Genomic DNA, 25006 nt, shown 5'->3' on the forward strand with positions numbered 1-25006 from the left:
CATGAAAACATCGCTTCTCCCGACCGTAATTGCCGCCACGCTGGCCCTGAGCGCCCCGCTGGCGCTGGCTGCCGTCCCGAAAGACATGTTGGCGATCGGTAAAGCCGCCGACCCGCAAACGCTCGATCCGGCCATCACCATTGATAACAACGACTGGACCGTGACCTATCCGTCCTACCAGCGTCTGGTCAAGTACAAGCCTGGCTCGACCGAGGTAGAGGGCGATCTCTCGACGGGCTGGAAGGCGTCTGAAGACCAGAAAGAGTGGACCTTTACCCTGGCGAATAACGCAAAATTCTCCGACGGCACGCCGGTCACCGCTGAAGCGGTAAAACTCTCTTTTGAACGCCTGCTGAAGCTCGGCCAGGGGCCATCTGAAGCCTTCCCGAAAGACCTGAAAATTGATGTCGTCGATGACCATACGGTGAAATTCACCCTCAGCCAGCCGTTCGCGCCCTTCCTGTACACCCTGGCAAACGACGGGGCGTCCATTATTAACCCGGCGGTGCTGAAGGCTAATGCCGCAGACGATGCGCGCGGTTTTCTGGCGCAAAACACCGCCGGTTCCGGGCCGTTTATGCTGAAAAGCTGGCAGAAAGGCCAGCAGCTGATCCTGGTGCCGAACCCCCACTGGCCGGGTGAGAAACCACACTTTAAGCGCGTCTCGGTGAAAATTATCGGTGAGAGCGCCTCGCGCCGACTGCAGCTTTCCCGCGGCGATCTGGACATTGCCGACTCCCTGCCGGTCGATCAGCTCGCAGCGCTGAAGCAGGAAGGCAAAGTCGCCGTCGCGGAATACCCGTCCCTGCGCGTGACGTACCTCTATCTCAACAACGGTAAAGCGCCGCTCAATCAGGTGGATTTACGCCGGGCCATCTCCTGGGCGACGGATTACCAGGGGATGGTAAAAGGCATCCTGAGCGGCAACGGCAAGCAGATGCGCGGCCCGATCCCGGAAGGCATGTGGGGCTTTGACGCCACGGCCATGCAGTACAGCTTTGATGAGGCCAAAGCCAAAGCGGCGCTGGAGAAGGTCAAAGACAAACCCGCCAGCCTGACCTTCCTCTACTCGGACAACGATCCGAACTGGGAACCTATCGCCCTCTCCACTCAGGCCAGCCTCGGCAAGATCGGCATTAGCGTCAAGCTGGAGAAGCTGGCAAACGCCACCATGCGCGACCGCGTCGGAAAAGGCGATTACGACATTGCCATCGGCAACTGGAGCCCGGACTTTGCCGATCCGTACATGTTCATGAACTACTGGTTCGAATCGGACAAAAAAGGGCTGCCGGGCAACCGTTCGTTCTATGAGAACAAAGAGGTCGATTCCCTGCTCCAGGCCGCGCTGAAAACCACCGATCAGGCGGAACGCACCAAAGATTACCAGCAGGCGCAAAAGGTGGTCATCGACGAGGCAGCCTACGTTTATCTGTTCCAGAAAAACTACCAGCTGGCGATGAACAAAGAGGTCAAAGGCTTCACCTTTAATCCGATGCTTGAGCAGGTGTTCAACATCGCCACCATGAGTAAATAGCGGTTCTCGCCGGGGGAAAGTGTATGACGTTCTGGAGCATCGTGCGCCAGCGCTGCTGGGGGTTACTCCTGGTGGTGGCCGGTGTCTGTATTATCACCTTTATTATTTCACACCTGATCCCCGGCGATCCGGCCCGTCTGCTGGCCGGCGATCGCGCCAGCGACGAAATCGTGCAGAACATCCGCCAGCAGCTGGGGCTGGATCGGCCGCTGTATATACAGTTTGGTCGCTACGTGGACGCTCTGGCCCACGGTGATTTAGGCACGTCCATCCGTACCGGACGCCCGGTCGCGGAAGATCTGAAGGCCTTTTTCCCCGCCACGCTGGAGCTGGCCTTTTGTTCTCTGCTGCTGGCGCTGGTCATCGGCGTGCCGCTGGGGATTTTATCGGCGGTGTACCGCAACCGCTGGCTGGACCACCTGGTGCGTTTAATGGCGATGACCGGGATCTCCACGCCGGCCTTCTGGCTTGGGCTGGGCGTCATTGTGCTGTTCTACGGGCACCTGCAGATTCTGCCGGGCGGCGGCAGGCTGGACGACTGGCTCGATCCGCCAACGCACGTCACCGGGTTTTATCTGCTGGACGCGCTGCTGGAGGGCAACGGTGAGGTCTTTTTCAACGCGCTTCAGCACCTGATTTTGCCCTCGCTGACGCTGGCGTTTGTTCACCTGGGGATTGTGGCGCGCCAGGTCCGTTCGGCGATGCTTGATCAGCTTAGCGAGGACTACATCCGCACCGCGCGCGCCAGCGGCCTGCCCGGCTGGTTCATCGTCCTGCGCTACGCCCTGCCGAATGCGATGATCCCGTCCATTACCGTGCTCGGGCTGGCGCTGGGCGATCTGCTTTACGGTGCCGTGCTGACCGAAACCGTCTTTGCCTGGCCGGGCATGGGCGCCTGGGTGGTGACATCCATTCAGGCGCTCGATTTCCCTGCCGTGATGGGCTTTGCCGTCGTTGTTTCGCTGGCCTACGTGCTGGTTAATCTGGTGGTCGATCTTCTTTACCTGTGGATTGACCCGCGAATCGGGCGCGGAGGTGCCGAATGATGTTAACGCAGGAAACGCCCGTCCCGGTTAAAACCGCCAGACAACGCATCAACTGGGCAAAGCTGTTCTGGATGCTGCGCCAAAGCCCGCTCACGATCGTTGGCGGCGTCATTATGATGGCGATGCTCTTTCTGATGGTGGCTTCGCCGTGGATCGTACCGCATGACCCGAACGCGCTGGATTTGACCGCCCGCCTGCAGGCGCCGTCCGTGCAGCACTGGTTTGGCACCGATGAGGTGGGACGCGACCTGTTCAGCCGCGTGCTGACGGGCAGCCAGCAGTCGATTACCGCCGGGCTGGCGGTGGTGGTGATTGCGGGCGGCATCGGCTCGCTGCTGGGCTGTCTGTCCGGCGTGCTGGGCGGGCGCGGCGACGCCATCATCATGCGGGTGATGGACATTATGCTCTCCATTCCCTCCCTGGTGCTGACCATGGCGCTGGCCGCCGCGCTCGGTCCGAGCCTGTTTAACGCCATGCTGGCGATTGCGATTGTCCGCATTCCGTTCTACGTCCGCCTGGCGCGCGGGCAAACCCTGGTGGTGCGTCAGTTTACCTACGTTCAGGCCGCCCGCACGTTCGGCGCGTCCCGCTGGCATTTGATCCGCTGGCATATCCTGCGCAACGCCCTTCCGCCGCTGATTGTGCAGGCTTCGCTGGATATCGGCAGCGCCATTCTGATGGCCGCCACGCTGGGGTTTATTGGCCTGGGCGCGCAGCAGCCCACCGCCGAGTGGGGGGCGATGGTGGCCGTGGGCCGTAACTACGTCCTGGACCAGTGGTGGTACTGCGCCTTTCCCGGTGCGGCGATTTTGATTACCGCCGTGGGATTTAACCTGTTTGGCGATGGCATCCGCGATCTGCTGGATCCGAAATCGGGAGGAAAACAGTGATGACCGAACCGGTATTACGCATTGAAGACCTGCACCTGAGCTTCCCGATTTTTCGCGGCGAGGTTCACGCGCTGAACCACGTTTCGCTGGAGATCGAAAGGGGCGAAATTGTCGGCGTGGTGGGCGAGTCGGGGTCGGGTAAATCGGTGACCGCCATGCTCGCCATGCGCCTGCTGCCGGAAGGGAGTTACCGCATTCATCACGGCCAGGTGACATTACTCGGCGAAAACGTCCTGACGGCGTCCGAGAAGCAGCTTCGCCAGTGGCGCGGCGCAAAGGTCGCGATGATTTTTCAGGAGCCCATGACCGCCCTCAACCCGACGCGGCGGATTGGCAAACAGATGGTGGAGGTCATCCGCCAGCATCAGCCGCTTTCCCGGCGCGAGGCGCAGCAAAAGGCGATTACCCTGCTGGAAGAGATGCAAATACCCGACGCGAAGCAGGTCATGGAGCGTTATCCCTTTGAACTGTCCGGCGGCATGCGCCAGCGGGTGATGATCGCCCTTGCCTTCTCCTGCGAGCCGGAGCTGATCGTCGCCGACGAGCCGACCACCGCGCTGGACGTTACCGTCCAGCTGCAGGTGCTGCGCCTGCTTAAGCACAAGGCGCGGGCCAGCGGGACCTCGGTGCTGTTTATCAGCCATGATATGGCCGTGGTGTCGCAGCTTTGCGACAGAATGTACGTAATGTACGCGGGCAGCGTGATCGAGAGCGGTGCGACGCAAACGCTGATCCACCGCCCCGTGCATCCCTATTCCATTGGTCTGCTGCAGTGCGCGCCGGAACACGGCCAGCCGCGCGATCTGCTGCCCGCCATCCCCGGCACGGTGCCCAACCTCAGCCAGCTTCCGCAGGGGTGCGCCTTCCGCGAGCGCTGTTTTGCCGCCGGGGTGAAATGCAGCGAAACGCCGCGCTTACAGCCCACTGGTGCAGAAGGCCAACAGGCTGCCTGCTGGTATCCACAAGGGGAGAAACACCATGTCTGATGTACTGCTGGAACTGGACAGCGTGCACGTGAACTTTGCGGCGCGCAAAAACTGGCTGGGCCGCGTAACGGAACAGGTTCATGCCCTCAACGGGCTCGATCTTCAGATCCGTCGGGGAGAAACGCTCGGCATCGTCGGGGAATCCGGCTGCGGGAAAAGCACCCTGGCCCAGCTGCTGATGGGCATGCTTAAGCCCAGCACCGGCGCATGCCAGCGGGCGCACCACGCGGGCGGCATGCAGATGGTGTTTCAGGATCCGCTCTCCTCGCTCGACCCGCGATTGCCGGTCTGGCGCATCATCACCGAGCCGGTGTGGGTGCAAAAGCGCAGCCGCGAGCGGGAGCGCCGTCAGCTGGCTGAAAACCTGGCGCTGCAGGTTGGCATTCGCCCGGAATATCTCGACCGGCTTCCGCACGCCTTTTCCGGCGGGCAACGCCAGCGCATCGCCATCGCCCGGGCGCTTTCTTCAGACCCCGATATTATCGTGCTCGATGAACCCACCAGCGCGCTGGATATCTCCGTGCAGGCGCAAATCCTCAACCTGCTGGTGACGCTACAGCAGCAGCGTAATCTGACCTACGTGTTAATCTCGCATAACGTCTCGGTGGTCAGGCACATGAGCGACCGCGTGGCGGTGATGTACCTCGGGCAGATTGTGGAGCTGGGCAGCGCCGCGCAGGTTCTGGGTGAACCGCGCCATCCCTATACCCGCCTGCTGCTCGACTCGGTTCCCCGCACCGGTGAACCGCTGGATGAAAATCTGGCGTTACGCAAAACGGAGCTTCCCGGCAACCGTCATCTGCCCGAAGGCTGTTTTTTCCGCGACCGTTGCCCGATGGCAACGCAGGGGTGTGAACGCCCGCAGCCGTTACAGCCCTCACGCGAGGGCCGTAACGTTCGCTGCTGGCGCAGTCTGGATTAGATTTGCGCCATCCCGCCGTCTACAAACAGCTCGATGGCGTTAATAAAGCTGGCCGCGTCGGAGGCCAGAAACGACACCGCTTTCCCCACCTCACCCGGCGCGCCTAAACGCCCCAGCGGTACCTGGGCGGCCAGCGCGTCGAACAGCCCCTGACGGTGTTCTTCCGGCACCAGACCGCCGAGGCCTGGCGTTTTGACCGGGCCCGGGCTCACCACGTTGACGCGGATCCCGCGGCCCTGCAAATCCAGCGCCCAGGAGCGGGCAAAGTTGCGCACCGCGGCCTTGCTGGCGCTGTAGACGCTAAAGTTTGCCGTCCCCTTAACGGAGACCGTCGAGCCGGTCAGAATAATCGACGATCCGGCGGAGAGCAGCGGCAGCGCCTTCTGCACCGTGAACAGCACCCCGCGAACGTTGGTGCCAAAAATACGGTCAAACTGCTCTTCGGTGATCGCGCCCAGCGGCAGCATATCGCCGCCACCGGCATTGGCGAACAGAATATCAAGACGGCCTTCATCTTTGGCTATCCGGGCATAAACCTCATCCAGATCGGCAAGCTTTGAAACGTCCGCGCGAATGCCTACTGCGTCAGACGCAATCTCTGCTACCGCGGCGTCCAGTTCGGCCTGACGACGACCGGTGATGTACACCTTCGCGCCCTGCGCCGCCAGCTCCTGCGCCGTTGCAAGACCAATACCGGTGCTGCCGCCGGTGACCAGTGCGATTTTTCCTGAGAGAGTCGTGTTCATGTCATTTACCTATTGTTGGGTTTGCGTTGAACAAACTTTAGCCCTTGCGGGATTAGTGAAAAACCGGCAAAAATGAAAATGACTATTCACCTACAGAAATAATCAGAGGTCATCATGGACCAGCTCATGGCAATGCGGGCTTTCACGCGGGTGGTGGAGTCCGGCAGCTTTACCCGCGCGGCGGACTCGCTGAATATGCCGATTGCCACGCTGAGCAAGCTGGTTAAATCGCTTGAGGCGCATCTGGAGATACGTCTCCTGCACCGGACGACTCGCCGGGTGGTCGCGACGCCTGAAGGGATGGAATACTATGAAAAAGCGCTCAGGGTGTTGATAGATATCGAAGATATCGACACCTCGTTTCGCGTTTCCCGCGCGACGCCGAAAGGGCTTTTACGGGTTGACGTGGGCGGCTCCACCGCCCGGGACGTGCTTATCCCCCTGCTGCCGGAATTTATGCGGCGCTACCCGGATATCCGCATCGACCTTGGCGTGGCCGACCGGCCGGTCGATCTCATCAGCGGCAACGTAGACTGCGTGATCCGCGGCGGGCCGCTGGACGACTCAACCCTCATCGCCCGTCATCTCGGTAACGCCGAGATGGTCACCTGCGCGACGCCGGGCTACCTGAAAAATCACGGCGTCCCGGCCTATCCGCAGGAGCTGTGCAACGGCCACAAGCTGATCAGCTACCTTTCGCCCGTCACCGGGCGGGCATTTCCGTTTCGCTTCAGACAGAACGGCGAGGCGCTGGAAATCAACATTCCGCACTATCTCGGCGTCAATGAAAGTAATGCCCATCTGGCGGCTGCCGCGGCGGGGCTGGGGATCGTTCAAACCTTTGAGTATTCGGCAAAGTCGTATTTGCAGGCGGGGGCGCTGACGGCGATCCTGGGCGACTGGCGCCCGGCCGCGTATCCGTTTCACGTGGTATACCCGCAGAACCGGCATTTGACGCACCGTCTGAAGGTGTTTATTGGGTGGCTGGCGGAGGTGTTCCCCGCCGCGCTGAAGGGATAGCCGGGCGCAAACCCGGCGGGGTGTTAATTAAGCTTATAGTCCAGCGTAATCTCAGCCTTCAGGAGCTGTGAGACCGGGCAGCCCGCTTTGGCTTTCTGAATAATGCCATCGAACTGCTGGGGGGCGATGCCGGGAACGGTCACCTTGCTTTTCAGGGCAACCTTAGTGATGGCAAAGCCGCCGTCGGTTTTATCCAGAGAAACGTCCGCGGTGGTATCAATGGAATCGGCGGTATACCCTGCTTCACCGAGCATCAGCGACAGCGCCATTGAGAAGCAGGCCGCATGTGCCGCGCCAATCAGCTCTTCAGGGTTGGTCCCCTTTTCACCCTCAAAGCGGGTATTGAAACCATAAGGCTGTTGATTGAGAACGCCGCTCTCGGTGGAAACCGTTCCTTTCCCGCGCTTAATGTCGCCAGACCAGTGTGCCGAACCGTGCTTATGAATAGTCATTCTTGCTCTCCTTTTGGCTTACAAAGGGTTAAGTATAGACTACGCATCTGCCCGACCCTGGAACACAGACAATTCCGGGACTTTCACCTGCTGTACCGACAAAAAGGATAAAACTATGGCGCTAAAAATCAGGATGGCCGTTGCCGTAACCACGCTGGCTTTGTCACTCTCTTCTCTGGCCAAAACGCCTGAGAACTTTATCTATACCAGCTCCGGCGATCTCGACGCGGCGTTTCCGCTTGTTGCGCGAAGCGATATCGGCGGCGTGCAGATCGTTTACAACTGGCGCCTGCTGGAACCCGAGAAGGACAGCTATGACTTCTCGCGAATTGAGCAAGATCTGGCGCGCGTTAAGGCAGCCCGAAAAAAGCTCTTTATTCAAATCCAGGATCGTTTCTTCGAGCCGGACGCCCGGTACGTGCCGGACTATCTGATGCACGATAAGCAATACGGTGGCGGGATTGCGCCGCAGTTCGATAACCCCGGCGAAGGCAAGCCCGTCGGTTCAGGATGGGTGGCGCGTCAGTGGGATCCCGCCGTCCGCCAGCGCTACCAGGCTTTGCTGGCCGCCCTCGCCAAACGCTTTGACGGCGAGGTGTATGGGGTAAACCTGCCCGAAACCGCCATCGATCTCGATGAAAAAAATCCGCCCGCCGGGTTTACCTGCGACAGCTATTTCACGGGAGAAATGGAAAACCTGGCCTTTGCGCGAAAGGCTTTTCAGAAATCACACGTGGTGCAATACGTGAACTTCTGGCCGTGCGAATGGGATAATGACCACAACTACATGGGGCGTCTGTTTGCGTATGCCAGCGCCAACACTGTCGGTCTCGGTGGGCCGGACATTGTTCCCAACCGCAAGGCGCACATGAAAAATGCCTATCCCTTCTTCCATAAAAATAAACAGACTCTGCCGCTCATCGCCATGGCGGTTCAGGAACCGACCCTGACCTATAAGGATCCTCAGACCGGAAAACCGTTCACCAAAGCGGAGTTTGTCCGCTTCGGCGAAAGTTATCTCGGGGCCGATATTATTTTCTGGAGCACATCTTCTCCCTGGCTAAAGGCAAAGTAATCCCTGCTTACGCCAGGTAGCGGGACAGTTCGTCAAGGAACACGCGCAGCGCGGCAGGCTGGTATTCCCGGGACTGATAAATGCCATGGATGGCAAGCGGTTTAGGCTCAAGTGCCTCGAGCACCGGCACCAGTAATCCCTGTTCCAGCGCGGCAGACGCTTCGCGCTCCGGCAGCATAGCGATACCGCAGTGCTTAATCGCCGCGTCCATCAACAGCGAAGAGATGCTGGCGCTCAGGTTGCCGCTGACGGCCACGCTCAGGCTTTCACCTTCCGCCGTCAGGAAGTGCCAGGACTGCCCGGCGAAAAAGCTGTAGTGCAGGCAGTTGTGCTGCGCGAGTTCTTCGGGGCTGACGGGGGTACCGTGCTGTGCCAGGTACGCCGGCGAGGCGCAGAGCACCGACCGACACTCCCCCAGCCGGCGGGCAATCATCCCGGGCTCGGGGTTGTCGGTAATGCGCACGGCGACGTCAATGCGCTCTCCCACCAGGCTCACCGGGTGGTTGTTCACGTCAAGCTCAACGCGCAGTTGCGGGTAGCGCGCGAGCAGGCCGGGCAGAACCGGCGCAATCATATGCATGGCGGTAAAGTGGGCGCAGGCCACCCTTAGGGTGCCTGACGGGAGATCTTTCTCCGACTGCCCCTCAATTTCCTGTGAGATCTGCGAGAGCGTCCGCGTTTTTTGCAGCACCTTTTCCCCTGCCGCGGTCAGCGTCAGCTTGCGCGTGGAGCGGTTTACCAGCCGCGTTCCCGCCCACTTCTCCATTTGTTCAAGGTAGCGGCTCACCATCGGTCGGGAAATGCCCAGCGCGCGGGCCGCCGCGCTCAAACTTCCCAGCTCGCATATCCGGTTGTAGACCTGAGCGGCGATAACGCGATCCATATAAGCTCCATTTGCTCGATTTATGAAACTAAGCATGTCTTGTTTAAGGAATTCTGGCAAATGCGAATATCCGTACAATAGAGACATTCCTGAACAACAGAGACAACAGCATGAAACTCACTCACCTTGCCCTGATTTCCACCCTTTTCGCGCCGGCTGTTTTTGCCGCGCCGTTGACCATTGATACCTATAACCCGCAGGAAAAAGGCATTTTCCCGGTCTCCTCCACGCTGGTTTCCGGCCCGAAAGAGGCGGTGCTGTTTGACGCGCAGTTCAGCGTGAAGGATGGCGAAGCGCTGGTAGAGAAAATTCGCCGCAGCGGTAAAACCCTGAATAAGATTGTGATCACCTCCGGCGATCCGGATTTCTATTTTGGCCTGCAGCCGCTGGTCAAAGCCTTCCCGAATGCCAAAGTGGTGGCCACACAGCATGTGGTTGACCATATTAAAGCCACCAAAGATGCCAAGCTCGCCTTCTGGGGACCGCAGATGAAAGACGGCGCGCCAACGGAGCTGGTTGTCCCGCAGGTGCTTGCCTCCACCACGTTCATGGTTGACGGGGAAAAAATCGATATCGAGCAGCCAGACAGCTACGCGGCCTATGTGTGGATCCCGTCAGCAAAAACGATCCTCGGCGGCACCGGGGTAGCCTGGGGCATTCACGTCTGGACGGCAGACACCCAGACCCCGGAAAGCCGCAAGCAGTGGCAGGAAACGCTGCAGGCTATGGCCGCGCACAAGCCAGAACGCGTGATCCCGGGCCACTATCTGGGCACCCCACCAGCGGGTACTGGCGCGATTGATTTTACCCGCGACTATCTGCAGCGCGTTGAAAAGGCTTTAGCCGCGCATAAAGATTCCGCAGGCGTTATCAATACCCTGAAAAAACAGTATCCAGGCCTCGCTGACGAAAGCTCGCTGGAATTAAGCGCCAAAGTGAATACTGGCGAAATGAAGTGGTAATTTAAAAACGGCTCCTGCTATATTTCCGTGATGGCAGGAGCATCGCCAAAATATCCCCGCCGTTACCCGTCGATATAGCCACACGTTTTAAAAGTACATAAAAGCATGCACTTATGTCATTTTTATTTCTAAGATGAATCTGAACCACAACCGGGAAAATATTTGCCATTCTGTTTATGAATTAAATTTTTTGCGAGCCGTACCATTAAACAGACAACGACACGGAGGCAGCATGTTTACTTATTACCCGGCTAATACCACAGCAGCACAACCTGAACTCGTTAACGCGATTGCGCAGGGTCTTCACGCCGAGCACGGTGCTGTGACTGAAGATGACATTTTGATGGAACTGACCAAATGGGTGGAATCCACGGATAATGACATCCTCAGTGACATCTACCAGCAGACCATTAACTACGTCGTCAGCGGGCAAAACGCACCCTTGTAAAAACCTGCTAAGCTGGATCTGCAACCTAAGGGGTTACATTTCGTTTGCGTAAGCAAACTGGTCCTTAAAACTATCAACAGGATTGAGGAGTTAACATGAAATCGAACCGTCAGGCACGCCATATTCTGGGACTGAACTACAAGCTTTCCAACCAGCGTAAAGTGGTGATTGAAGGCGACCATGAAACGCAGGTCACTCACGCCACCGGCAGAAAACGCCACGCCGGCAAGTAAGTTCCAGACTGAGATCCAGAACACCATCGGTAATCCCGATGGTGTTTTTGTTTATGTGTTGCGGTAATTAATATTTAGCTCCTTTATAATACCGCCTGACCGCACCCGATCGCACAGGCCAGAAAGATGACAAACAGCAGTGTCAGGGACGGATCTTCATAAAAAGAGTGAGTGACATGGACAACAAACTGAAAAAACATCGTTCCTTATACATCCCATACGCCGGACCGGTTTTACTCGAATTCCCCCTGCTCAACAAAGGCAGCGCCTTCAGCATGGAAGAACGCAGCAGCTTTAACCTGCTTGGCCTGCTGCCGGAAGTGGTTGAGACCATTGAAGAACAGGCGGAGCGCGCGTGGATCCAGTATCAGGGTTTCAAAACTGAGATCGACAAACACATCTACCTGCGCAACATTCAGGACACGAATGAAACTCTCTTCTACCGCCTGGTGCAGAACCATCTCGAAGAGATGATGCCGGTGATCTACACCCCGACGGTGGGTGCGGCCTGCGAGCGTTTCTCAGAGATCTACCGTCGTTCACGCGGAGTTTTCATCTCCTATCAGAACCGTCACAACATGGACGATATTCTGCAGAACGTGCCGAACCACAATATCAAAGTGATTGTGGTGACCGACGGCGAACGTATTCTCGGCCTCGGCGACCAGGGCATTGGCGGGATGGGGATCCCAATCGGTAAACTCTCTCTCTACACCGCCTGCGGCGGCATCAGCCCGGCGTATACCCTGCCGGTGGTGCTGGACGTCGGGACCAACAACCAGCAGCTGCTCAACGATCCGCTCTATATGGGCTGGCGCCATCCGCGCATTACCGACGACGAGTACTATCAGTTTGTCGACGACTTCATCCAGGCCGTGAAGCACCGCTGGCCGGACGTTCTGCTGCAGTTTGAAGACTTCGCGCAAAAAAACGCGATGCCGCTTCTGAACCGCTATCGCGATGAGATCTGCTCCTTTAACGACGACATCCAGGGCACCGCCGCCGTGACCGTGGGTACGCTTATCGCCGCCAGCCGCGCTGCCGGCAGCCAGCTGAGCTACCAGAAAATCGTCTTCCTGGGCGCAGGCTCTGCAGGCTGCGGTATCGCCGAGCAGATTATCGCCCAGACGCAGCGCGAAGGCTTAAGCGAAGAGCTGGCCCGCTCCCGCGTCTTTATGGTTGACCGCTTCGGCCTGCTGACCGACGGCATGCCGAACCTGCTGCCGTTCCAGACCAAGCTGGTGCAAAAGCGCGAAAACCTGAAAAACTGGGATACCGACAACGAAGTCCTTTCCCTGCTGGACGTGGTGCGCAACGTGAAGCCGGATATTCTGATCGGCGTTTCCGGGCAAACCGGTCTCTTTACCGAAGAGATCATTCGCGAGATGCACAAGCACTGCGAGCGCCCTATCGTGATGCCGCTGTCTAACCCGACCTCCCGCGTGGAGGCGACGCCGCAGGACATCATCGCCTGGACCGAAGGTAACGCGCTGGTCGCGACCGGCAGCCCGTTCGACCCGGTGGTGTGGAAGGATAAAACCTATCCGATTGCCCAGTGCAACAACTCGTATATCTTCCCGGGCATTGGTCTTGGCGTGATCGCTTCCGGCGCGTCCCGCATTACCGACGAAATGCTGATGTCGGCGAGCGAAACCCTCGCGGGCTACTCGCCGCTGGTCAACAACGGTGAAGGGCTGGTGCTGCCGGAGCTGAAAGACATCCACAAGGTATCGCGCGCCATCGCGTTTGCGGTAGGTAAAATGGCGCAGCAGCAGGGCGTGGCGGTGAAAACCTCTGCCGACGCGCTGCAGCAGGCCATCGACGACAACTTCTGGAAGCCTGAATACCGCAGCTATCGCCGTACCTCGATTTAATTCTGCGCTTTAACCGTTCCCTCTCCCGGTGGGAGACGCTGTGCGGCCCAATCGCCCGGTGGCGCTTCGCTTACCGGGCCTACGGGCCGGATGTTTTCCCTCTCCCTATGGGAGAGGGTTAGGGTGAGGGCAACAGACCGCACCATCGAATACCCACTAGCCAAACCCCTTTTCCCCCGCTACACTCCCTTCATCCATTAACCTACTGAATATATAAGGAGGCCAATTATGCTGTACTGTGAAATTTTCAATGTTTCACATACATTTGGTGATCGCACCAGCTCAAGCGTTATCGGTATCGTGCTGCGATAACTTCTGCTTGAGCGAAGACACCAACCCCTGAATCCCTTCTCTCGGGCTTACTGAGTTATCGTCAGCGATGTTTGACGAGGCATAAACATGCCTGTAACTCTTGGGTAAGCAACAATGAGCACTTTACTCACTGCACAATCTTTACGCGTTGATACGGCGTTTGGCACGCTCTTCGACTCACTCTCCTTTACGCTGAAAAAAGGCGACCGCATTGGCCTGCTGGGCGACAACGGCTGCGGAAAAAGTACGCTGCTGAAGGTGCTGGACGGCACAGACTCCCCCGCCGCCGGTACGGTCGCGCTGGCCGGACACTGCCTGATGGCGCGCGTGGAGCAACATCTTCCGGACGCTATTTTCCCGCTGACCATGCTGGATGCCGTACTCGCACAGCTGCCTTTAGCTGAGCGCGACAGCCTGCGCTGGAAAGCCGAAACGCTGCTGGCGAGCATGGGCTTCACGCCGCAGGATATGATGCTGCAATCCGCCACGCTGAGCGGTGGGCAACACACCCGCCTGCTGCTGGCGCGAGCGCTGATTCACGATCCGGACCTGCTTCTGCTCGATGAACCCAGCAACCACCTTGATTTGCCGACCATGCTCTGGCTGGAACACTTTCTTCAGAACTGGTCAGGCAGCTTCGTGCTGGTCTCGCATGACAGACAGCTGCTGGATGCCGTCACAAACGGCAGCTGGATCCTGCGCGATAAAACGCTGCACTACTTCGCCCTTCCCTGCACGGCCGCCCGCAAGGCGCTTGAAGCAAAGGATGAAAGCGACGCGCAGCGCCACAAGGCGGAGCAAAAGGAGATCGACCGCGTGACCGCCAGCGCGAAGCGGCTGGCGACCTGGGGCAAGGTTTACGACAACGAAGACCTGGCCCGCAAAGCCAAACAGATGGAAAAACAGGTCGAACGGCTAAAGGAGAGCCAGACGGCGCTCACGGCAGGCAGCCAGTGGACGTTAACCCTGCGCGGCGACGCGCTGCGGGCCGATCGTCTGCTGGAGATGGAAAACCTCAGCGTCCCGCCTGCACCCGGGCTACCGCCGCTGTTTACCATCGACATGGCGCGGCTAAAAAGCGGCGATCGCGTGGCAATCGTTGGGCGTAACGGATGCGGCAAATCATCGCTGATGAGGCTTATCTGGGAACAGTTCGCCGATGAGTCCGCAGACAGCGGGTTGAAAATCCATCCGCGCGTCTCGCCAGGCTATTACGACCAGACGCTTCATCAGCTTGCGGACAACGCCACGCTGCTCGACGCGCTGGAGCCTTTCGCACCGGATCCGCAGAACCGCAAAATGGCACTGATAAGCGCGGGTTTCCCGTGGGCGCGTCACGGACAAACGGTCAGCACGCTCAGCGGTGGCGAACGCTCGCGCCTGCTGTTCGTTGGACTGACGCTTGCCCGCTACAGCCTGCTGATGCTGGATGAGCCGACCAACCACCTCGACATGGAAGGCAAAGAGGCGCTGGCGCAAACCCTCCAGCAGTTCGAAGGCGGCGTCCTGCTGGTCAGCCATGACCGTCAGCTAATTAGCCAAAGCTGCAACCGTTTCTGGCTGATTGAAGACGGAAAGCTGAGCGAGTGGCACGATGCAGAAGCGGTGTTTGAGCGCCTGCGTGAAAGCGCGGGGCTGGTGACATCCACCGCACCTGTTATCGCTACTCAGACGGTTCAATCCTCACCGTATGACGATCTGCTCGAACGGCTGGTCGCGCTGGAAACGCTGCTGGAAGACGATCTGGCGCGTAAGCCAAAGCATCAGAAGCCGCAGCTGCAGGCGCAATGGCGTAAAGAGATTAAGGAGATAGAAGCACAGCTGTAAGTCTGCGCCCGGCGAGCATCTCGTCGGGCCAGTATTTTCCCCCTAAATTATTGGAGGAACGCCGTATTCTTAACCTGCAATCGAATCAAATGATGACATTATTTTGCCGCAGCCTTGCATTACCAGGCTAATGTATCAATCCTTAAGGGGTACTACACCTGCTACACAGATTCTTATCATGAACAAGGAGATACACATGAAGGCTGCTGTTGTCACTCAGGATCACCAGGTCAACGTCACCGAAAAAACTTTACGCCCGCTTAAGCATGGGGAAGCCCTGCTGAAGATGGAGTGCTGTGGCGTATGCCATACCGATCTCCACGTGAAAAACGGTGATTTCGGCGATAAGACCGGGGTTATCCTGGGCCATGAAGGGATTGGTATCGTAAAAGAAATCGGCCCCGGCGTGAAGTCGCTGAAAGTCGGCGATCGCGCAAGCGTGGCCTGGTTTTTTGAAGGCTGTGGCCACTGCGAATACTGTAATACCGGCAACGAAACCCTGTGCCGCGATGTGAAAAATGCCGGTTACTCCGTTGACGGCGGCATGGCGGAAGAGTGCATCGTCACCGCGGATTACGCGGTAAAAGTGCCGGACAGTCTGGATTCGGCGGCGGCCAGCAGCATCACCTGCGCCGGGGTCACCACCTACAAAGCGGTAAAAATTTCCGGAATTAAACCGGGCCAGTGGATTGCAATTTACGGTCTGGGCGGGCTGGGCAACCTCGCGCTGCAGTACGCCAAAAACGTTTTTAACGCCAAAGTCATCGCCCTTGACGTTAACGACGAACAGCTGAAGCTGGCGGCCAGCATGGGGGCCGATTTAACCATCAACTCCCGCAGCGAAGACGCCGCTAAAATTGTGCAGGAGAAAACCAGTGGCGCGCATGCCGCGGTCGTTACCGCTGTCGCAAAAGCCGCATTCAACTCCGCCGTTGATGCCGTGCGTGCCGGTGGCCGCGTGGTCGCGGTTGGCCTGCCGCCGGAAGCGATGAGCCTCGACATTCCACGTCTGGTGCTGGACGGCATTCAGGTGGTCGGTTCGCTGGTCGGCACCCGTCAGGATCTGCAGGAAGCCTTCCAGTTCGCCGCGGAAGGTAAGGTGGTGCCGAAAGTCACGATGCGTCCAATCGAGGACATCAACGCCATCTTTAAAGAGATGGAACAGGGCCAGATCCGCGGCCGTATGGTGATCGACTTACGTTCATAACCGATCATCTTTCATCACCGCCCCTCGCTGGGGCGGTTTTTTTATAGCCATTTTCCGGCAATCCTTATCTTAATTCCTTTGTTCCCTTGTTTTCCCCCGCGCCCGATGATGAATCCGACGCTAACAAGAAGATAACAAAGGAATTCACCATGCAAACCCCATTTCGTCTGCCGCTGCTGGCGGCGCTGATTCTGGCGACAACCGCAGCCTGGGCAGCAGATGCGCCCGTCAAAGGCGGCACGCTGATTTATCTGGAGCAACAGGCGCACACCAACCTCTATCCCCCTGCCGGTGGCTTTTACCCGAACGGCGGCATTCTGAATCAAATCACCGACAAACTGACCTGGCAGAACCCAAAGACGCTGCAGGTGGAACCCTGGGTGGCAGAAAGCTGGACCACTAACGCCGATAAAACCGAATACACCTTTAAACTTCGTCCCGGCATCACCTTCTCCGACGGCACGCCGCTGGACGCGAACGCCGTGGCGAAAAATTTTGATACCTACGGTTTAGGCAATAAGGCGCAGCGCCTGCCGGTGTCAGAAGTGATCAATAACTACGATCGCAGCGAAGTCATCGACCCGCTGACCGTGAAGTTCTACTTCAAAAAACCGTCGCCGGGGTTCCTGCAGGGCACCGCCACCATTGGCTCGGGTCTGGTCTCGCTCAGCACATTGAAGCGCAACTTCGAAGAGCTGGGGGATGCCCGCCACATCATCGGCTCCGGCCCGTTTGTGGTGAAGGACGAGAAGCTGGGTCGTGAAGTGACGCTCGAAGCCCGCAAAGACTACCGGTGGGGACCGAAAAGTCTGGCGCAACAGGGGCCCGCCAATCTCGATGGCATCAAGTTTATCGTGACCCAGGAAGACAGCGTGCGCGTGGGCGCCCTGCTGGCGGGTCAGGCCGACTTTATTCGCCAGGTGCAGGCGTATGACGAAAAGCAGGCGACAGACCAGGGCTATAAAATCTACGCCGCCCCGACGCGCGGGGTGAATGACAGCATCAGCTTCCGCCCGGATAACCCGCTGGTCTCCGATATTCGCGTACGCCAGGCGCTGCTGCATGCCACCAATGCCAAACAGGTGGTCGAGACCCTCTTCTCGGCCAACTATCCGCAGGCGAAGTCGGTGATTGCTGATTCCGCCGCAGGCTTTGTCGATCTCAGCGACAAATTGACCTTTGACCCGGCAAAAGCCAACCAGCTGCTGGACGAGGCAGGCTGGAAAGCGGGCGGCGATGGGATCCGCGCCAAAGACGGCCAACGTCTGGCGCTGACGGTGTATGAATCTCTGCCGCAGCCGCAAAACAAAGAGGTGCTGCAGCTGGTTGCCCAGCAGTGGCGCCGGGTGGGCGTGGCGCTGAGCGTCAAAGCCGGGGACGCAGGCAGCCGCACGCTGGATAACCTCGACCCGCTGAAAACCCCGCTGACCGTCTCCGAAGTGGGCCGCGCCGATCCGGACGTGGTGAAAAGCATGTTCTACCCGGCTAACCGCGACGCGCTGCTGCAAAAAGGCGGATCCAGCGACAAGGTCAAAAACTTCCGTGACGACAAGCTGAATGCGCTGCTGGTGAATATCTCCTCAGAGATCGATCCGCAAAAACGCCTGCAACTGACGGGAGACGCCCAGCGCTACCTGCTGGATCACGCCTACGTCATTCCAATTTTCGAGGAGCCGCAGGTCTTTGCCGGTGCGCCGTGGCTAAAAGGCGTCAATTTTGAAGCGGTAGGCCGCCCGTCGTTCTACGGCGCGTGGATTGAGAAACACTGAGGAGCTGACAATGCGCCACGCACTTCTTCAACGCTTTGGGCACGGGCTGCTGGTACTGTGGGCCGCCTTTACACTCTCGTTCGTGTTGCTCCAGGTGCTGCCGGGCGACGCGGTGCTGATTAAATTTCAGAACCCGGACCTGGGCTTAAGCCCGGCGCAAATCGAGGAGATGCGCGTGGCCTACGGCGCGGACAGCCCGCTGTGGCAGCAATACGGCCACACGCTGCTGGCGATGCTGCGCGGGGATTTCGGCTATTCGTTACAGGCAGGGGTGCCGGTCAGCGAGCTGATTGCCAGCAATCTGCCGGATACCCTGAGTCTCGCCCTGCCCGCGTTTTTACTCGCGGTCCTGCTGGCGTTTGCGCTGGCCTTTGCGTCGCGGCTGCCCGGTCTGCGCTGGCTAAGCAATACCCTCCAGTCTCTGCCGGTCCTGTTTATCTCCTTACCGACGTTCTGGCTGGGGATTGCCCTCATCCAGCTCTTCTCTTTTCAGTTGCGGCTGATCCCGGTGATTAACCCGACGCCGCTGCAGGGGTTGATCCTGCCGATCGTCACCGTGGCTATCCCGATCTCCGCCCCGCTGGCACAAATTCTGATGCGCAGTCTCGACCAGGTGGCGACGCAGCCGTTTGTCGCCGTTGCCCGGGCCAAGGGGCTGAGTGAAGCCGCCGTCCTGTGGCGTCACGTGACCGGCAACGCCCTGCTGCCGGTCCTGAATATCGCCGGGCTGCTGCTGGGCGAGCTGATTGCCGGGGCGCTGATCGCGGAAACCGTTTTTGGCCGCAGCGGGCTCGGACAGCTGACCCAGCAGGCGGTGAATAACCAGGATATCGCCGTGCTTCAGGCGGTGGTGATGATTTCCGCCCTCGGTTTTGTCCTGATCAATCTGCTGGTGGATCTGCTGATGCCGCTGCTGGATCCCCGTCTGCAAACCGTTACCGGAGGTGCATCATGAGTCTGGTCGATTACGCGGCCGCCGCGCGAAAACGCGTTCCAGCCTGGCAGGGCGTGGAATGGCAGCCCGGACTGTGGCTGGCATGGGGAGTAATTATTCTCGCTGCGTTTGCCGCCGTGGCGCCCGGCCTGTTAACCCACTACAGCCCGATTGAGGGCATCGCCGGGGCACAGCGCCTGGCGCCGCAGGCGGGACACTGGCTCGGGACCGATCAGCTTGGCCGCGATGTTTATACGCGTATCGTTTATGGCGCGTCACATTCCCTGAGCGCGGCGCTGGCCGCCGTTGCGATAGGTCTGGTGGTAGGCACCGGCTTAGGGGTGGTTGCCGGGGCGTTCGCCGGACGCGTCGAGTCTCTGCTGATGCGTTTCGTCGACGTGCTGCTGTCCATTCCGTCTCTGCTGCTCTCGCTGACGGTGATTATTTTGCTCGGGTTTGGCACCGTTAACGCCGCGATTGCCGTCGGCGTGGCCTCTATTGCCAGCTTCGCCCGCCTCGCGCGCGGTGAAGTCGTGCGCATCCGCCATACGGATTACGTTGAGGCGGCATTTGGCAGCGGCGGGACGTTTTTCACCGTGCTGTGGCGACATATCCTGCCCAACGCGTTAACCGCCGTCCTCGCCTTTGCCACGCTGCAGTTTGGTCAGGCCATCCTGGCGCTCTCCACGCTGAGCTTTCTCGGCTACGGCACCCCGCCGCCGGTGCCGGAATGGGGCTTATTGATCGCCGAAGGCCGTAACTATCTCTCTACCGCCTGGTGGCTCACCACCTTCCCCGGCGGCGTCGTCATCGCCGTGGTGCTGGCCACCAACCGTATTAGCCAACAGTTCAGCGGAGGTCGTTAATGACCGTTCTCTCAGTGGAAAATTTGACGATTAGCTACCGTACCGCGCGCCAGTGGCGAGAGGTGGTGCATAACGTCAGCTTCACGCTCGGGCGAGGGGAAATGCTGGCGTTTGTCGGCGAATCCGGGTCCGGCAAAACAACCACGGCGCAGGCGATCATTGGTCTGCTGGCTGACAACGCCCGGCGCGATGCGGGAAAAATATCGCTCAACGGCGAAGAGATTAGCGGATGGTCCGCGAAGCGTCTCGATACCCTTCGCGGGGCGCGAATTAGCCTGGTTCCGCAGGATCCGGGTAATTCACTCAACCCGGTGAAGACCATCGGTGCGCAGGTCGGAGAAATTATTCAGTTACACCAGAAAGTAACCCGCGCCCAGCGCGACGAGCAGGTGCTCGCCCTGCTGACAAAGGTCGGCCTGAGCCACCCCGAGCAGCGCATGACGCAATATCCCCATCAGCTCTCCGGCGGAATGAAGCAGCGCGTGCTGATTGCCATCGCCATTGCGCTGCGCCCGGATGTGATCGTTGCCGATGAGCCCACCAGCGCGCTGGATGTGACGGTGCAAAAACGCATTCTCGATCTGCTGGATATCCTGCGCCGGGAGTCGGGTACCGCCGTTCTGTTTGTCACCCACGATCTGGCGCTGGCCGCACAGCGCGCGGACAGGCTGCTGGTTTTTCGCGATGGCGAGGTTCAGGAGCACGGCGACACCGCCGATATCGTCCGCACACCGCAGCACGCCTACACCCGCCAGCTGCTGAGCGATCTCCAGGGCCAGCGCCTGACCATCGCCCCGGTGGCCGGTCGCCCGCTCGCGTCCCCAGCCATTCGCGCCCGCGCCATCAGCAAACAATTCTCCCTGGGCAAAGGTCATCAGCTTCAGGCGCTGGATCGGGTGACGTTTGACGTCAGGCGCGGCAGTACTCATGCGCTGGTTGGTGAATCCGGCTCCGGGAAAACCACCCTCGCCCGTATTTTGCTGGGTTTTGAACAGGCCGACAGCGGGCAGGTCATCATTGATGATATTGATGCCACCGCGCTCAGCCGCGAGGCCCGTCGTCAGCTGCGCCAGAAGATCCAGTTTGTTTACCAGAATCCGTTCGCCTCTCTCGATCCGCGTCAGACGCTGTTCGAGATCGTCGAAGAGCCCCTGAAGAACTTTTCTCGCCTCGGTAAGGCGGAGCGAAAGGTCCGCGTGGAGACAGTCGCGCAGCGGGTTGCTCTGCCCGTCGATATTCTGAGCCGCACCGCCCGGGAACTTTCAGGCGGACAGCGCCAGCGCGTTGCCATCGCCCGGGCGCTGATCCTGGAGCCGACCATTCTGGTGCTGGACGAAGCCACCTCCGCGCTGGACGTCACCGTGCAGGCGCAGATCCTGGCGCTGCTTCAGCAACTCCAGCAGCAGCTGGGATTGACCTATCTCTTCATCACACACGATCTGTCTACCGTCCGCCGGATCGCCCACAGCGTCACGGTGCTGCGCAGCGGTCAGGTGGTCGAACAGGGCGACGTCGGAACCTTATTCGCGTCGCCGCAGAACGATTATACCCGCGAGCTGATTGACGCCATTCCCCATTTTTCACCCGCTACGGAGGAGTTCGCATGACGCGAAAACGCCTGGGATTTTTCACCCGCCTGCTTGACGACGCTACGCCGAAGGAGCGCTATCGTCTGGCAACTGAACAGATCCGCCACGCCGAACGCCACGGTTTTGACAGCGCCTGGATTGCGCAGCACCACTTCCATGAAAGTGAAGGCGGCCTGCCGTCGCCGCTGCTGTTTCTGGCGCACGTCGCCGCGCATACCGAAACCATCCGACTGGGCACGGCCATCATTACCCTGCCGATGGAAAACCCGCTGCGCGTCGCGGAAGATGCCGCCGTGCTCGATTTACTCGCCAATGGCCGTCTTGAGGTCGGTTTTGGATCGGGCGGCACACCGACCTCATTTCTGCCGTTCGGCCTGACGTTTGAGGCGCGCGGCGCGGCCTTTGCCGAGCATTTGCATGTAATTCAAAGCGCCTGGCGCGGGGATTCACTGACCCATCCGGATAACCACCTTTACCCGCCTGCGCCACAGCTTGCTGACCGTATCTGGATTGCCACCTTCTCCGTTGACGGTGCCATTCGCGCCGCGCAGGCCGGACACGGTTTAATGCTCTCGCGCACGCAGCCTCGCCCGGCAGACCGGCTGGATTTGACGCTCGACGAGATCCAGAACCCAATCGTGGATGCCTACCTCGATGCGCTGCCTGCGGGCATCGCACCGCGTATTCTGGCCTCCCGAACGGCGTTCGTCGCCGACAGCGACGACTATGCGCTGAAGATCGCGGCGCCGGGCCTCACGAAACAGGCCCAGCAGCATCGCGCCGCCGGACACGTGGTTAAAGGTGACACCGTCACCGATTATCGCCGCCAGTTTGACGCCCATATTGGTTCGCCCGACACGGTGCTGCATTCGCTGAATGCTGATTCCATTCTCAGGCGCGCCACGGATATCTCATTCCAGGTCCATTCGGTCGAACCTACGCATCGCGACACGCTGCGGTCCATCGAACTGATCGCCGAACGTATTGCCCCCCACATCCTTTGAGGAGACACCTATGTCATTAAGTCAGGACATTCTCGCCGAGCTGGCGGAAATTAAACCCGGTTCCCCTCTGGCAGAGGCGCGCGCCACGCGTGATGCCGCCACGCGCCACGCGCAGGGCAGCTACGAAATCCTGTTTAGCCAGCAGGATGATGATTTTGCACTCGACGAGCGCTTCGCCGTGGCGGCCAAAGTCGCCCGGTGGCACAGCGCGGAGGCGCTGGCAGCGCACTATGCGGGGTTTGGCCTGGCCGATCCCACCTCAGAACGCCTGACCCCGGCGCTGAATTTTGCGCGGCTGCTGACGTTCTCCCCCGTCGAAGCGACGCCTGCAGCGTTAAGGGCGCTGACCCAGGCGGGATGGAGCAAGGAAGGCATTGTTACCCTGGCGCAGCTCGTCGCGTTTGTGAGCTTCCAGAGCCGACTCATCACCGGGCTGCGGCTGCTGAACGACAGGCCCGTCGCCAAAAGCGATGCGCCGGTGGCGGCAGGCATCTGGCACACCACCGCAACAACGGTCACCGGAAAGGCGGCCCCCGTCGCGTTTACCCAGCAGGAGCTGGGATGGGAACCGTGGATAGCGGCCAAACCGCTGGCGGACTTCCGTGACGATGAGGTTGCCATTCTGACGAAATTTGGTCATACCGATTCCGACTACTTCCGCCTGCTGGCGCGCAACCTGCCGGTGCTTGAACAGCGTACGTTAACGGATAAAGGGATTTTTTATACATCGGGAGGATTGCCGCGCGCCGAGCGCGAGCTGGCCGCAACGGTCGCCAGTAAAATCAACGGCTGCATTTACTGCGCATCTGTCCATGCGCGTAAAGCCAGCCAGCTGTCAAAGGATGACGCTGCGGTAGAGGCGCTTCTGGCGGTACGTCCGGGGCAATCCCTCAGCGAAGGGCAGTCCGCGCGCTGGCAGGCGGAAATTAACGTTGCGGCGGCGCTGTCGGTCACCCCGCCTGCCGCCACGCCGCTACACTTTGCCGCGCTGGAAAAAGAGGGGCTGGATACCCTGGCGCAGCTTGATCTGGTGCAGTCCGCCGCGTTCTTCGCCTGGGCCAACCGCCTGATGCTGACCCTGGGTGAGCCCTGGCTTGCCTGAAACCCGTCAGGCTAGCGCGCGAGCGTTAGCCTGAGCCCGTCTGGCCCGCAGGTGACCGTAGATCAGCAGCGCACTCATGGCCGAGAACGAAAGTATCGCCGCCGGCAGCGTGACGTAGCTCCAGCTAAAGCCGAGGGTAATCATCATCCCGCCAAAGTACGCACCAATCGCGCTGCCGAGATTAAACGCCATCTGTCCGCCCGCGGCCCCCAGCATCTCACCACCCTTCGCATTTTGCAGAAGCAGAATTTGCAGCGGTGCAGAGAGCGCGAACAGCCCCGCACAGCAGATAAACCCCATGACCAGCGAGGCCGTTTTCAGTTCACCAAAGGCAAAAAGCAGCAGCAGCGAGGCGACAATCACCGTGTCGGTGGTGGCCGCAATGCGCAGCGGGCTAAAACGCCCCGAGAGTTTACCGCTCAGCAGATTGCCCAACACCATACCAAGCCCCATCAGCATCATGATGGCCGTCATCATCCCTTCTGAAAAACCGGAGACGTTGACCATAAACGGCTTAACGAAGCTGAACCACGCGAACACCCCGGCGTTGCCAAACATCGTGGCGGCAAAAATCAGCCAGGGTTCTGGTTTTTTCAGAAAGTGGAACTGCTCGGTCAATTTAATTTCTGATTTGTCATGGATGTCCGGCACCCAGAGCAGCACCGAGAGGATCACCAGCGCATCGAACACGGCAATCAGGAAAAAGGTATAGCGCCAGCTGAACTGGTGCCCAAGCCAGGTGCCCAGCGGAACGCCCACCAGGTTAGCCACGGTCATACCGGCGATCATCCCCGCCACCGCGACCGTCACCTTACCCGGCGGCGCAATTTTGGAGAGGATAATCGCCCCGACGCCAAAAATGGCCCCGTGCGGAAAACCGGAAATCAACCGTCCCAGCGCCAGCCAGAAGTACGACGTTGAGAACGTAAACAGGCCGTTGCCGACAGCGGACATCGCCACCAGAAACAGCAGCGTGGTTTTTAACGAGAACTTGCCTGAGAACAGCGCCACAATCGGGGCGCCAATCACCACCCCGAACGCATAAAACGAGATCATATTCCCGGCAGAAGGAATCGAAATACCGGTGTCATGTGCCAGTTCGGTGAGCACGCCCATAATGCCAAATTCAGCCATTCCGAGGCCAAAGGTGCCAAGCGCCAACGAAAAAATTGTCTTTTTCATACTTCAACCACTGGTTAATCACTCGCGACGGGCATTATTGAATAATCTTGTATGGTGAGCCAGTTCAAATCAGCTGGCTGACAGGTTAATCCATTAATTCAGGTGGATTACACTTCATAGTGCGGCCTCGCTTTTTCCCGCGC

At 59.3% G+C, this 25006-nt stretch carries 23 protein-coding genes; 19 read left to right on the forward strand and 4 right to left on the reverse strand.

From position 1 onward, the window contains the following. Window position 1: 1 nt before the first annotated feature. Genes L370_RS03970 through L370_RS03950 form a run of 5 tightly spaced genes read left to right on the forward strand, consistent with a single transcriptional unit; the run spans window position 2 to window position 5378 of the window. Window positions 2-1534, forward strand: coding sequence for an ABC transporter substrate-binding protein (locus tag L370_RS03970; RefSeq protein ID WP_023335783.1), 1533 nt, complete (start codon window positions 2-4; stop codon window positions 1532-1534). Between the two features lie 23 nt (window positions 1535-1557). Then, window positions 1558-2580, forward strand: a complete 1023-nt coding sequence (locus tag L370_RS03965) for an ABC transporter permease (protein ID WP_023335784.1) — start codon at window positions 1558-1560, stop codon at window positions 2578-2580. Further along, window positions 2577-3470, forward strand: coding sequence for a D,D-dipeptide ABC transporter permease (ddpC, locus tag L370_RS03960; protein ID WP_023335785.1), 894 nt, complete (start codon window positions 2577-2579; stop codon window positions 3468-3470). The genes L370_RS03965 and ddpC overlap by 4 nt, the downstream gene beginning before the upstream one ends. After that, window positions 3470-4456 carry an ABC transporter ATP-binding protein gene (locus L370_RS03955; protein ID WP_023335786.1) on the forward strand — a complete coding sequence of 329 codons (987 nt, stop codon included), beginning with the start codon at window positions 3470-3472 and terminating at the stop codon, window positions 4454-4456. The genes ddpC and L370_RS03955 overlap by 1 nt, the downstream gene beginning before the upstream one ends. Then, a complete protein-coding gene (locus L370_RS03950; RefSeq protein WP_023335787.1) occupies window positions 4449-5378 on the forward strand; it encodes an oligopeptide/dipeptide ABC transporter ATP-binding protein in 930 nt (309 codons plus the stop codon). The genes L370_RS03955 and L370_RS03950 overlap by 8 nt, the downstream gene beginning before the upstream one ends. Here L370_RS03950 and L370_RS03945 read toward each other — a convergent pair. Beyond that, a complete protein-coding gene (locus tag L370_RS03945) occupies window positions 5375-6124 on the reverse strand; it encodes an SDR family NAD(P)-dependent oxidoreductase (protein ID WP_023335788.1) in 750 nt (249 codons plus the stop codon). The genes L370_RS03950 and L370_RS03945 overlap by 4 nt on opposite strands. 114 nt (window positions 6125-6238) lie before the next feature. On the opposite strand from L370_RS03945, the gene L370_RS03940 reads away from it, so the two are divergent. Beyond that, on the forward strand, window positions 6239-7144 hold the full coding sequence (locus tag L370_RS03940) for a LysR family transcriptional regulator (protein WP_023335789.1): 906 nt from the start codon (window positions 6239-6241) through the stop codon (window positions 7142-7144). A gap of 23 nt (window positions 7145-7167) precedes the next feature. Here the strand turns inward: L370_RS03940 and L370_RS03935 are convergent, their stop codons facing one another. Beyond that, entirely contained in the window at window positions 7168-7596 is a 429-nt protein-coding gene (locus L370_RS03935) for an OsmC family protein (RefSeq protein WP_023311893.1), read from the reverse strand. 115 nt (window positions 7597-7711) lie between these two features. Here L370_RS03935 and L370_RS03930 point away from each other — a divergent pair, with 115 nt between their 5' ends. Further along, window positions 7712-8671, forward strand: a complete 960-nt coding sequence (locus L370_RS03930; protein ID WP_023335790.1) for a hypothetical protein — start codon at window positions 7712-7714, stop codon at window positions 8669-8671. Window positions 8672-8678: 7 nt separating this feature from the next. Here the strand turns inward: L370_RS03930 and L370_RS03925 are convergent, their stop codons facing one another. Further along, entirely contained in the window at window positions 8679-9554 is an 876-nt protein-coding gene (locus L370_RS03925; RefSeq protein WP_023335791.1) for a LysR family transcriptional regulator, read from the reverse strand. Window positions 9555-9664: 110 nt separating this feature from the next. On the opposite strand from L370_RS03925, the gene L370_RS03920 reads away from it, so the two are divergent. The 12 genes from L370_RS03920 to L370_RS03865 all read left to right on the forward strand — a co-directional run bounded on the left by L370_RS03920 (window position 9665) and on the right by L370_RS03865 (window position 23681). Continuing rightward, entirely contained in the window at window positions 9665-10516 is an 852-nt protein-coding gene (locus L370_RS03920; RefSeq protein WP_023335792.1) for a Vmh family MBL fold metallo-hydrolase, read from the forward strand. 232 nt (window positions 10517-10748) lie between these two features. After that, on the forward strand, window positions 10749-10964 hold the full coding sequence (gene bdm / locus L370_RS03915) for a biofilm-dependent modulation protein (protein ID WP_023335793.1): 216 nt from the start codon (window positions 10749-10751) through the stop codon (window positions 10962-10964). Window positions 10965-11059: 95 nt separating this feature from the next. Then, window positions 11060-11197 carry a stationary-phase-induced ribosome-associated protein gene (sra, locus tag L370_RS03910; protein ID WP_008501714.1) on the forward strand — a complete coding sequence of 46 codons (138 nt, stop codon included), beginning with the start codon at window positions 11060-11062 and terminating at the stop codon, window positions 11195-11197. Window positions 11198-11373: 176 nt separating this feature from the next. Continuing rightward, window positions 11374-13071 (forward strand): NAD-dependent malic enzyme, encoded by a 1698-nt coding sequence (locus L370_RS03905; protein ID WP_023335794.1) that lies wholly within the window; start codon window positions 11374-11376, stop codon window positions 13069-13071. Between the two features lie 426 nt (window positions 13072-13497). Further along, entirely contained in the window at window positions 13498-15210 is a 1713-nt protein-coding gene (locus L370_RS03900) for an ABC-F family ATP-binding cassette domain-containing protein (protein WP_023335795.1), read from the forward strand. Window positions 15211-15406: 196 nt separating this feature from the next. Then, window positions 15407-16417, forward strand: a complete 1011-nt coding sequence (gene adhP, locus L370_RS03895) for an alcohol dehydrogenase AdhP (RefSeq protein WP_023335796.1) — start codon at window positions 15407-15409, stop codon at window positions 16415-16417. 149 nt (window positions 16418-16566) lie between these two features. Continuing rightward, entirely contained in the window at window positions 16567-18186 is a 1620-nt protein-coding gene (locus L370_RS03890; protein ID WP_023335797.1) for a TIGR04028 family ABC transporter substrate-binding protein, read from the forward strand. A 10-nt stretch (window positions 18187-18196) separates the two neighbouring features. Continuing rightward, the gene (locus L370_RS03885; RefSeq protein WP_023335798.1) at window positions 18197-19141 is read left to right on the forward strand and encodes an ABC transporter permease; all 945 of its coding nucleotides are present in this window, start codon (window positions 18197-18199) and stop codon (window positions 19139-19141) included. Next, the gene (locus L370_RS03880; protein ID WP_023335799.1) at window positions 19138-19986 is read left to right on the forward strand and encodes an ABC transporter permease; all 849 of its coding nucleotides are present in this window, start codon (window positions 19138-19140) and stop codon (window positions 19984-19986) included. Before L370_RS03885 ends, L370_RS03880 begins: the two co-directional genes overlap by 4 nt. Continuing rightward, window positions 19986-21593: a dipeptide ABC transporter ATP-binding protein gene (locus tag L370_RS03875; RefSeq protein WP_023335800.1), complete on the forward strand. Its 1608-nt coding sequence runs from the start codon at window positions 19986-19988 to the stop codon at window positions 21591-21593. The genes L370_RS03880 and L370_RS03875 overlap by 1 nt, the downstream gene beginning before the upstream one ends. After that, entirely contained in the window at window positions 21590-22579 is a 990-nt protein-coding gene (locus L370_RS03870) for a putative FMN-dependent luciferase-like monooxygenase (RefSeq protein ID WP_023335801.1), read from the forward strand. The genes L370_RS03875 and L370_RS03870 overlap by 4 nt, the downstream gene beginning before the upstream one ends. 10 nt (window positions 22580-22589) lie before the next feature. Beyond that, complete coding sequence (locus L370_RS03865; protein ID WP_023335802.1) at window positions 22590-23681, forward strand: alkylhydroperoxidase domain protein; 1092 nt, start codon at window positions 22590-22592, stop codon at window positions 23679-23681. Window positions 23682-23687: 6 nt separating this feature from the next. On the opposite strand, the gene araJ is transcribed toward L370_RS03865, so the two are convergent. Continuing rightward, complete coding sequence (araJ, locus tag L370_RS03860) at window positions 23688-24863, reverse strand: MFS transporter AraJ (RefSeq protein ID WP_023335803.1); 1176 nt, start codon at window positions 24861-24863, stop codon at window positions 23688-23690. Window positions 24864-25006 lie beyond the last annotated feature (143 nt).

The sequence above is a fragment of the Enterobacter sp. MGH 24 genome (assembly GCF_000493015.1).
Taxonomy (GTDB): Bacteria; Pseudomonadota; Gammaproteobacteria; order Enterobacterales; family Enterobacteriaceae; genus Enterobacter.

Excerpts from the sequence above, each read along its gene's own strand:
- L370_RS03900 (WP_023335795.1), top strand. The coding sequence starts at position 13,498 with ATGAGCACTTTACTCACTGCACAATCTTTACGCGTTGATACGGCGTTT.
- bdm (WP_023335793.1), top strand. The coding sequence starts at position 10,749 with ATGTTTACTTATTACCCGGCTAATACCACAGCAGCACAACCTGAACTC.
- L370_RS03925 (WP_023335791.1), bottom strand. The coding sequence starts at position 9,554 with ATGGATCGCGTTATCGCCGCTCAGGTCTACAACCGGATATGCGAGCTG.
- L370_RS03890 (WP_023335797.1), top strand. The coding sequence starts at position 16,567 with ATGCAAACCCCATTTCGTCTGCCGCTGCTGGCGGCGCTGATTCTGGCG.
- L370_RS03965 (WP_023335784.1), top strand. The coding sequence starts at position 1,558 with ATGACGTTCTGGAGCATCGTGCGCCAGCGCTGCTGGGGGTTACTCCTG.
- ddpC (WP_023335785.1), top strand. The coding sequence starts at position 2,577 with ATGATGTTAACGCAGGAAACGCCCGTCCCGGTTAAAACCGCCAGACAA.
- sra (WP_008501714.1), top strand. The coding sequence starts at position 11,060 with ATGAAATCGAACCGTCAGGCACGCCATATTCTGGGACTGAACTACAAG.
- L370_RS03865 (WP_023335802.1), top strand. The coding sequence starts at position 22,590 with ATGTCATTAAGTCAGGACATTCTCGCCGAGCTGGCGGAAATTAAACCC.
- L370_RS03905 (WP_023335794.1), top strand. The coding sequence starts at position 11,374 with ATGGACAACAAACTGAAAAAACATCGTTCCTTATACATCCCATACGCC.
- L370_RS03950 (WP_023335787.1), top strand. The coding sequence starts at position 4,449 with ATGTCTGATGTACTGCTGGAACTGGACAGCGTGCACGTGAACTTTGCG.
- L370_RS03880 (WP_023335799.1), top strand. The coding sequence starts at position 19,138 with ATGAGTCTGGTCGATTACGCGGCCGCCGCGCGAAAACGCGTTCCAGCC.
- L370_RS03955 (WP_023335786.1), top strand. The coding sequence starts at position 3,470 with ATGACCGAACCGGTATTACGCATTGAAGACCTGCACCTGAGCTTCCCG.
- L370_RS03940 (WP_023335789.1), top strand. The coding sequence starts at position 6,239 with ATGGACCAGCTCATGGCAATGCGGGCTTTCACGCGGGTGGTGGAGTCC.
- L370_RS03935 (WP_023311893.1), bottom strand. The coding sequence starts at position 7,596 with ATGACTATTCATAAGCACGGTTCGGCACACTGGTCTGGCGACATTAAG.
- araJ (WP_023335803.1), bottom strand. The coding sequence starts at position 24,863 with ATGAAAAAGACAATTTTTTCGTTGGCGCTTGGCACCTTTGGCCTCGGA.
- L370_RS03870 (WP_023335801.1), top strand. The coding sequence starts at position 21,590 with ATGACGCGAAAACGCCTGGGATTTTTCACCCGCCTGCTTGACGACGCT.
- L370_RS03930 (WP_023335790.1), top strand. The coding sequence starts at position 7,712 with ATGGCGCTAAAAATCAGGATGGCCGTTGCCGTAACCACGCTGGCTTTG.
- L370_RS03920 (WP_023335792.1), top strand. The coding sequence starts at position 9,665 with ATGAAACTCACTCACCTTGCCCTGATTTCCACCCTTTTCGCGCCGGCT.
- L370_RS03885 (WP_023335798.1), top strand. The coding sequence starts at position 18,197 with ATGCGCCACGCACTTCTTCAACGCTTTGGGCACGGGCTGCTGGTACTG.
- L370_RS03875 (WP_023335800.1), top strand. The coding sequence starts at position 19,986 with ATGACCGTTCTCTCAGTGGAAAATTTGACGATTAGCTACCGTACCGCG.
- adhP (WP_023335796.1), top strand. The coding sequence starts at position 15,407 with ATGAAGGCTGCTGTTGTCACTCAGGATCACCAGGTCAACGTCACCGAA.
- L370_RS03970 (WP_023335783.1), top strand. The coding sequence starts at position 2 with ATGAAAACATCGCTTCTCCCGACCGTAATTGCCGCCACGCTGGCCCTG.
- L370_RS03945 (WP_023335788.1), bottom strand. The coding sequence starts at position 6,124 with ATGAACACGACTCTCTCAGGAAAAATCGCACTGGTCACCGGCGGCAGC.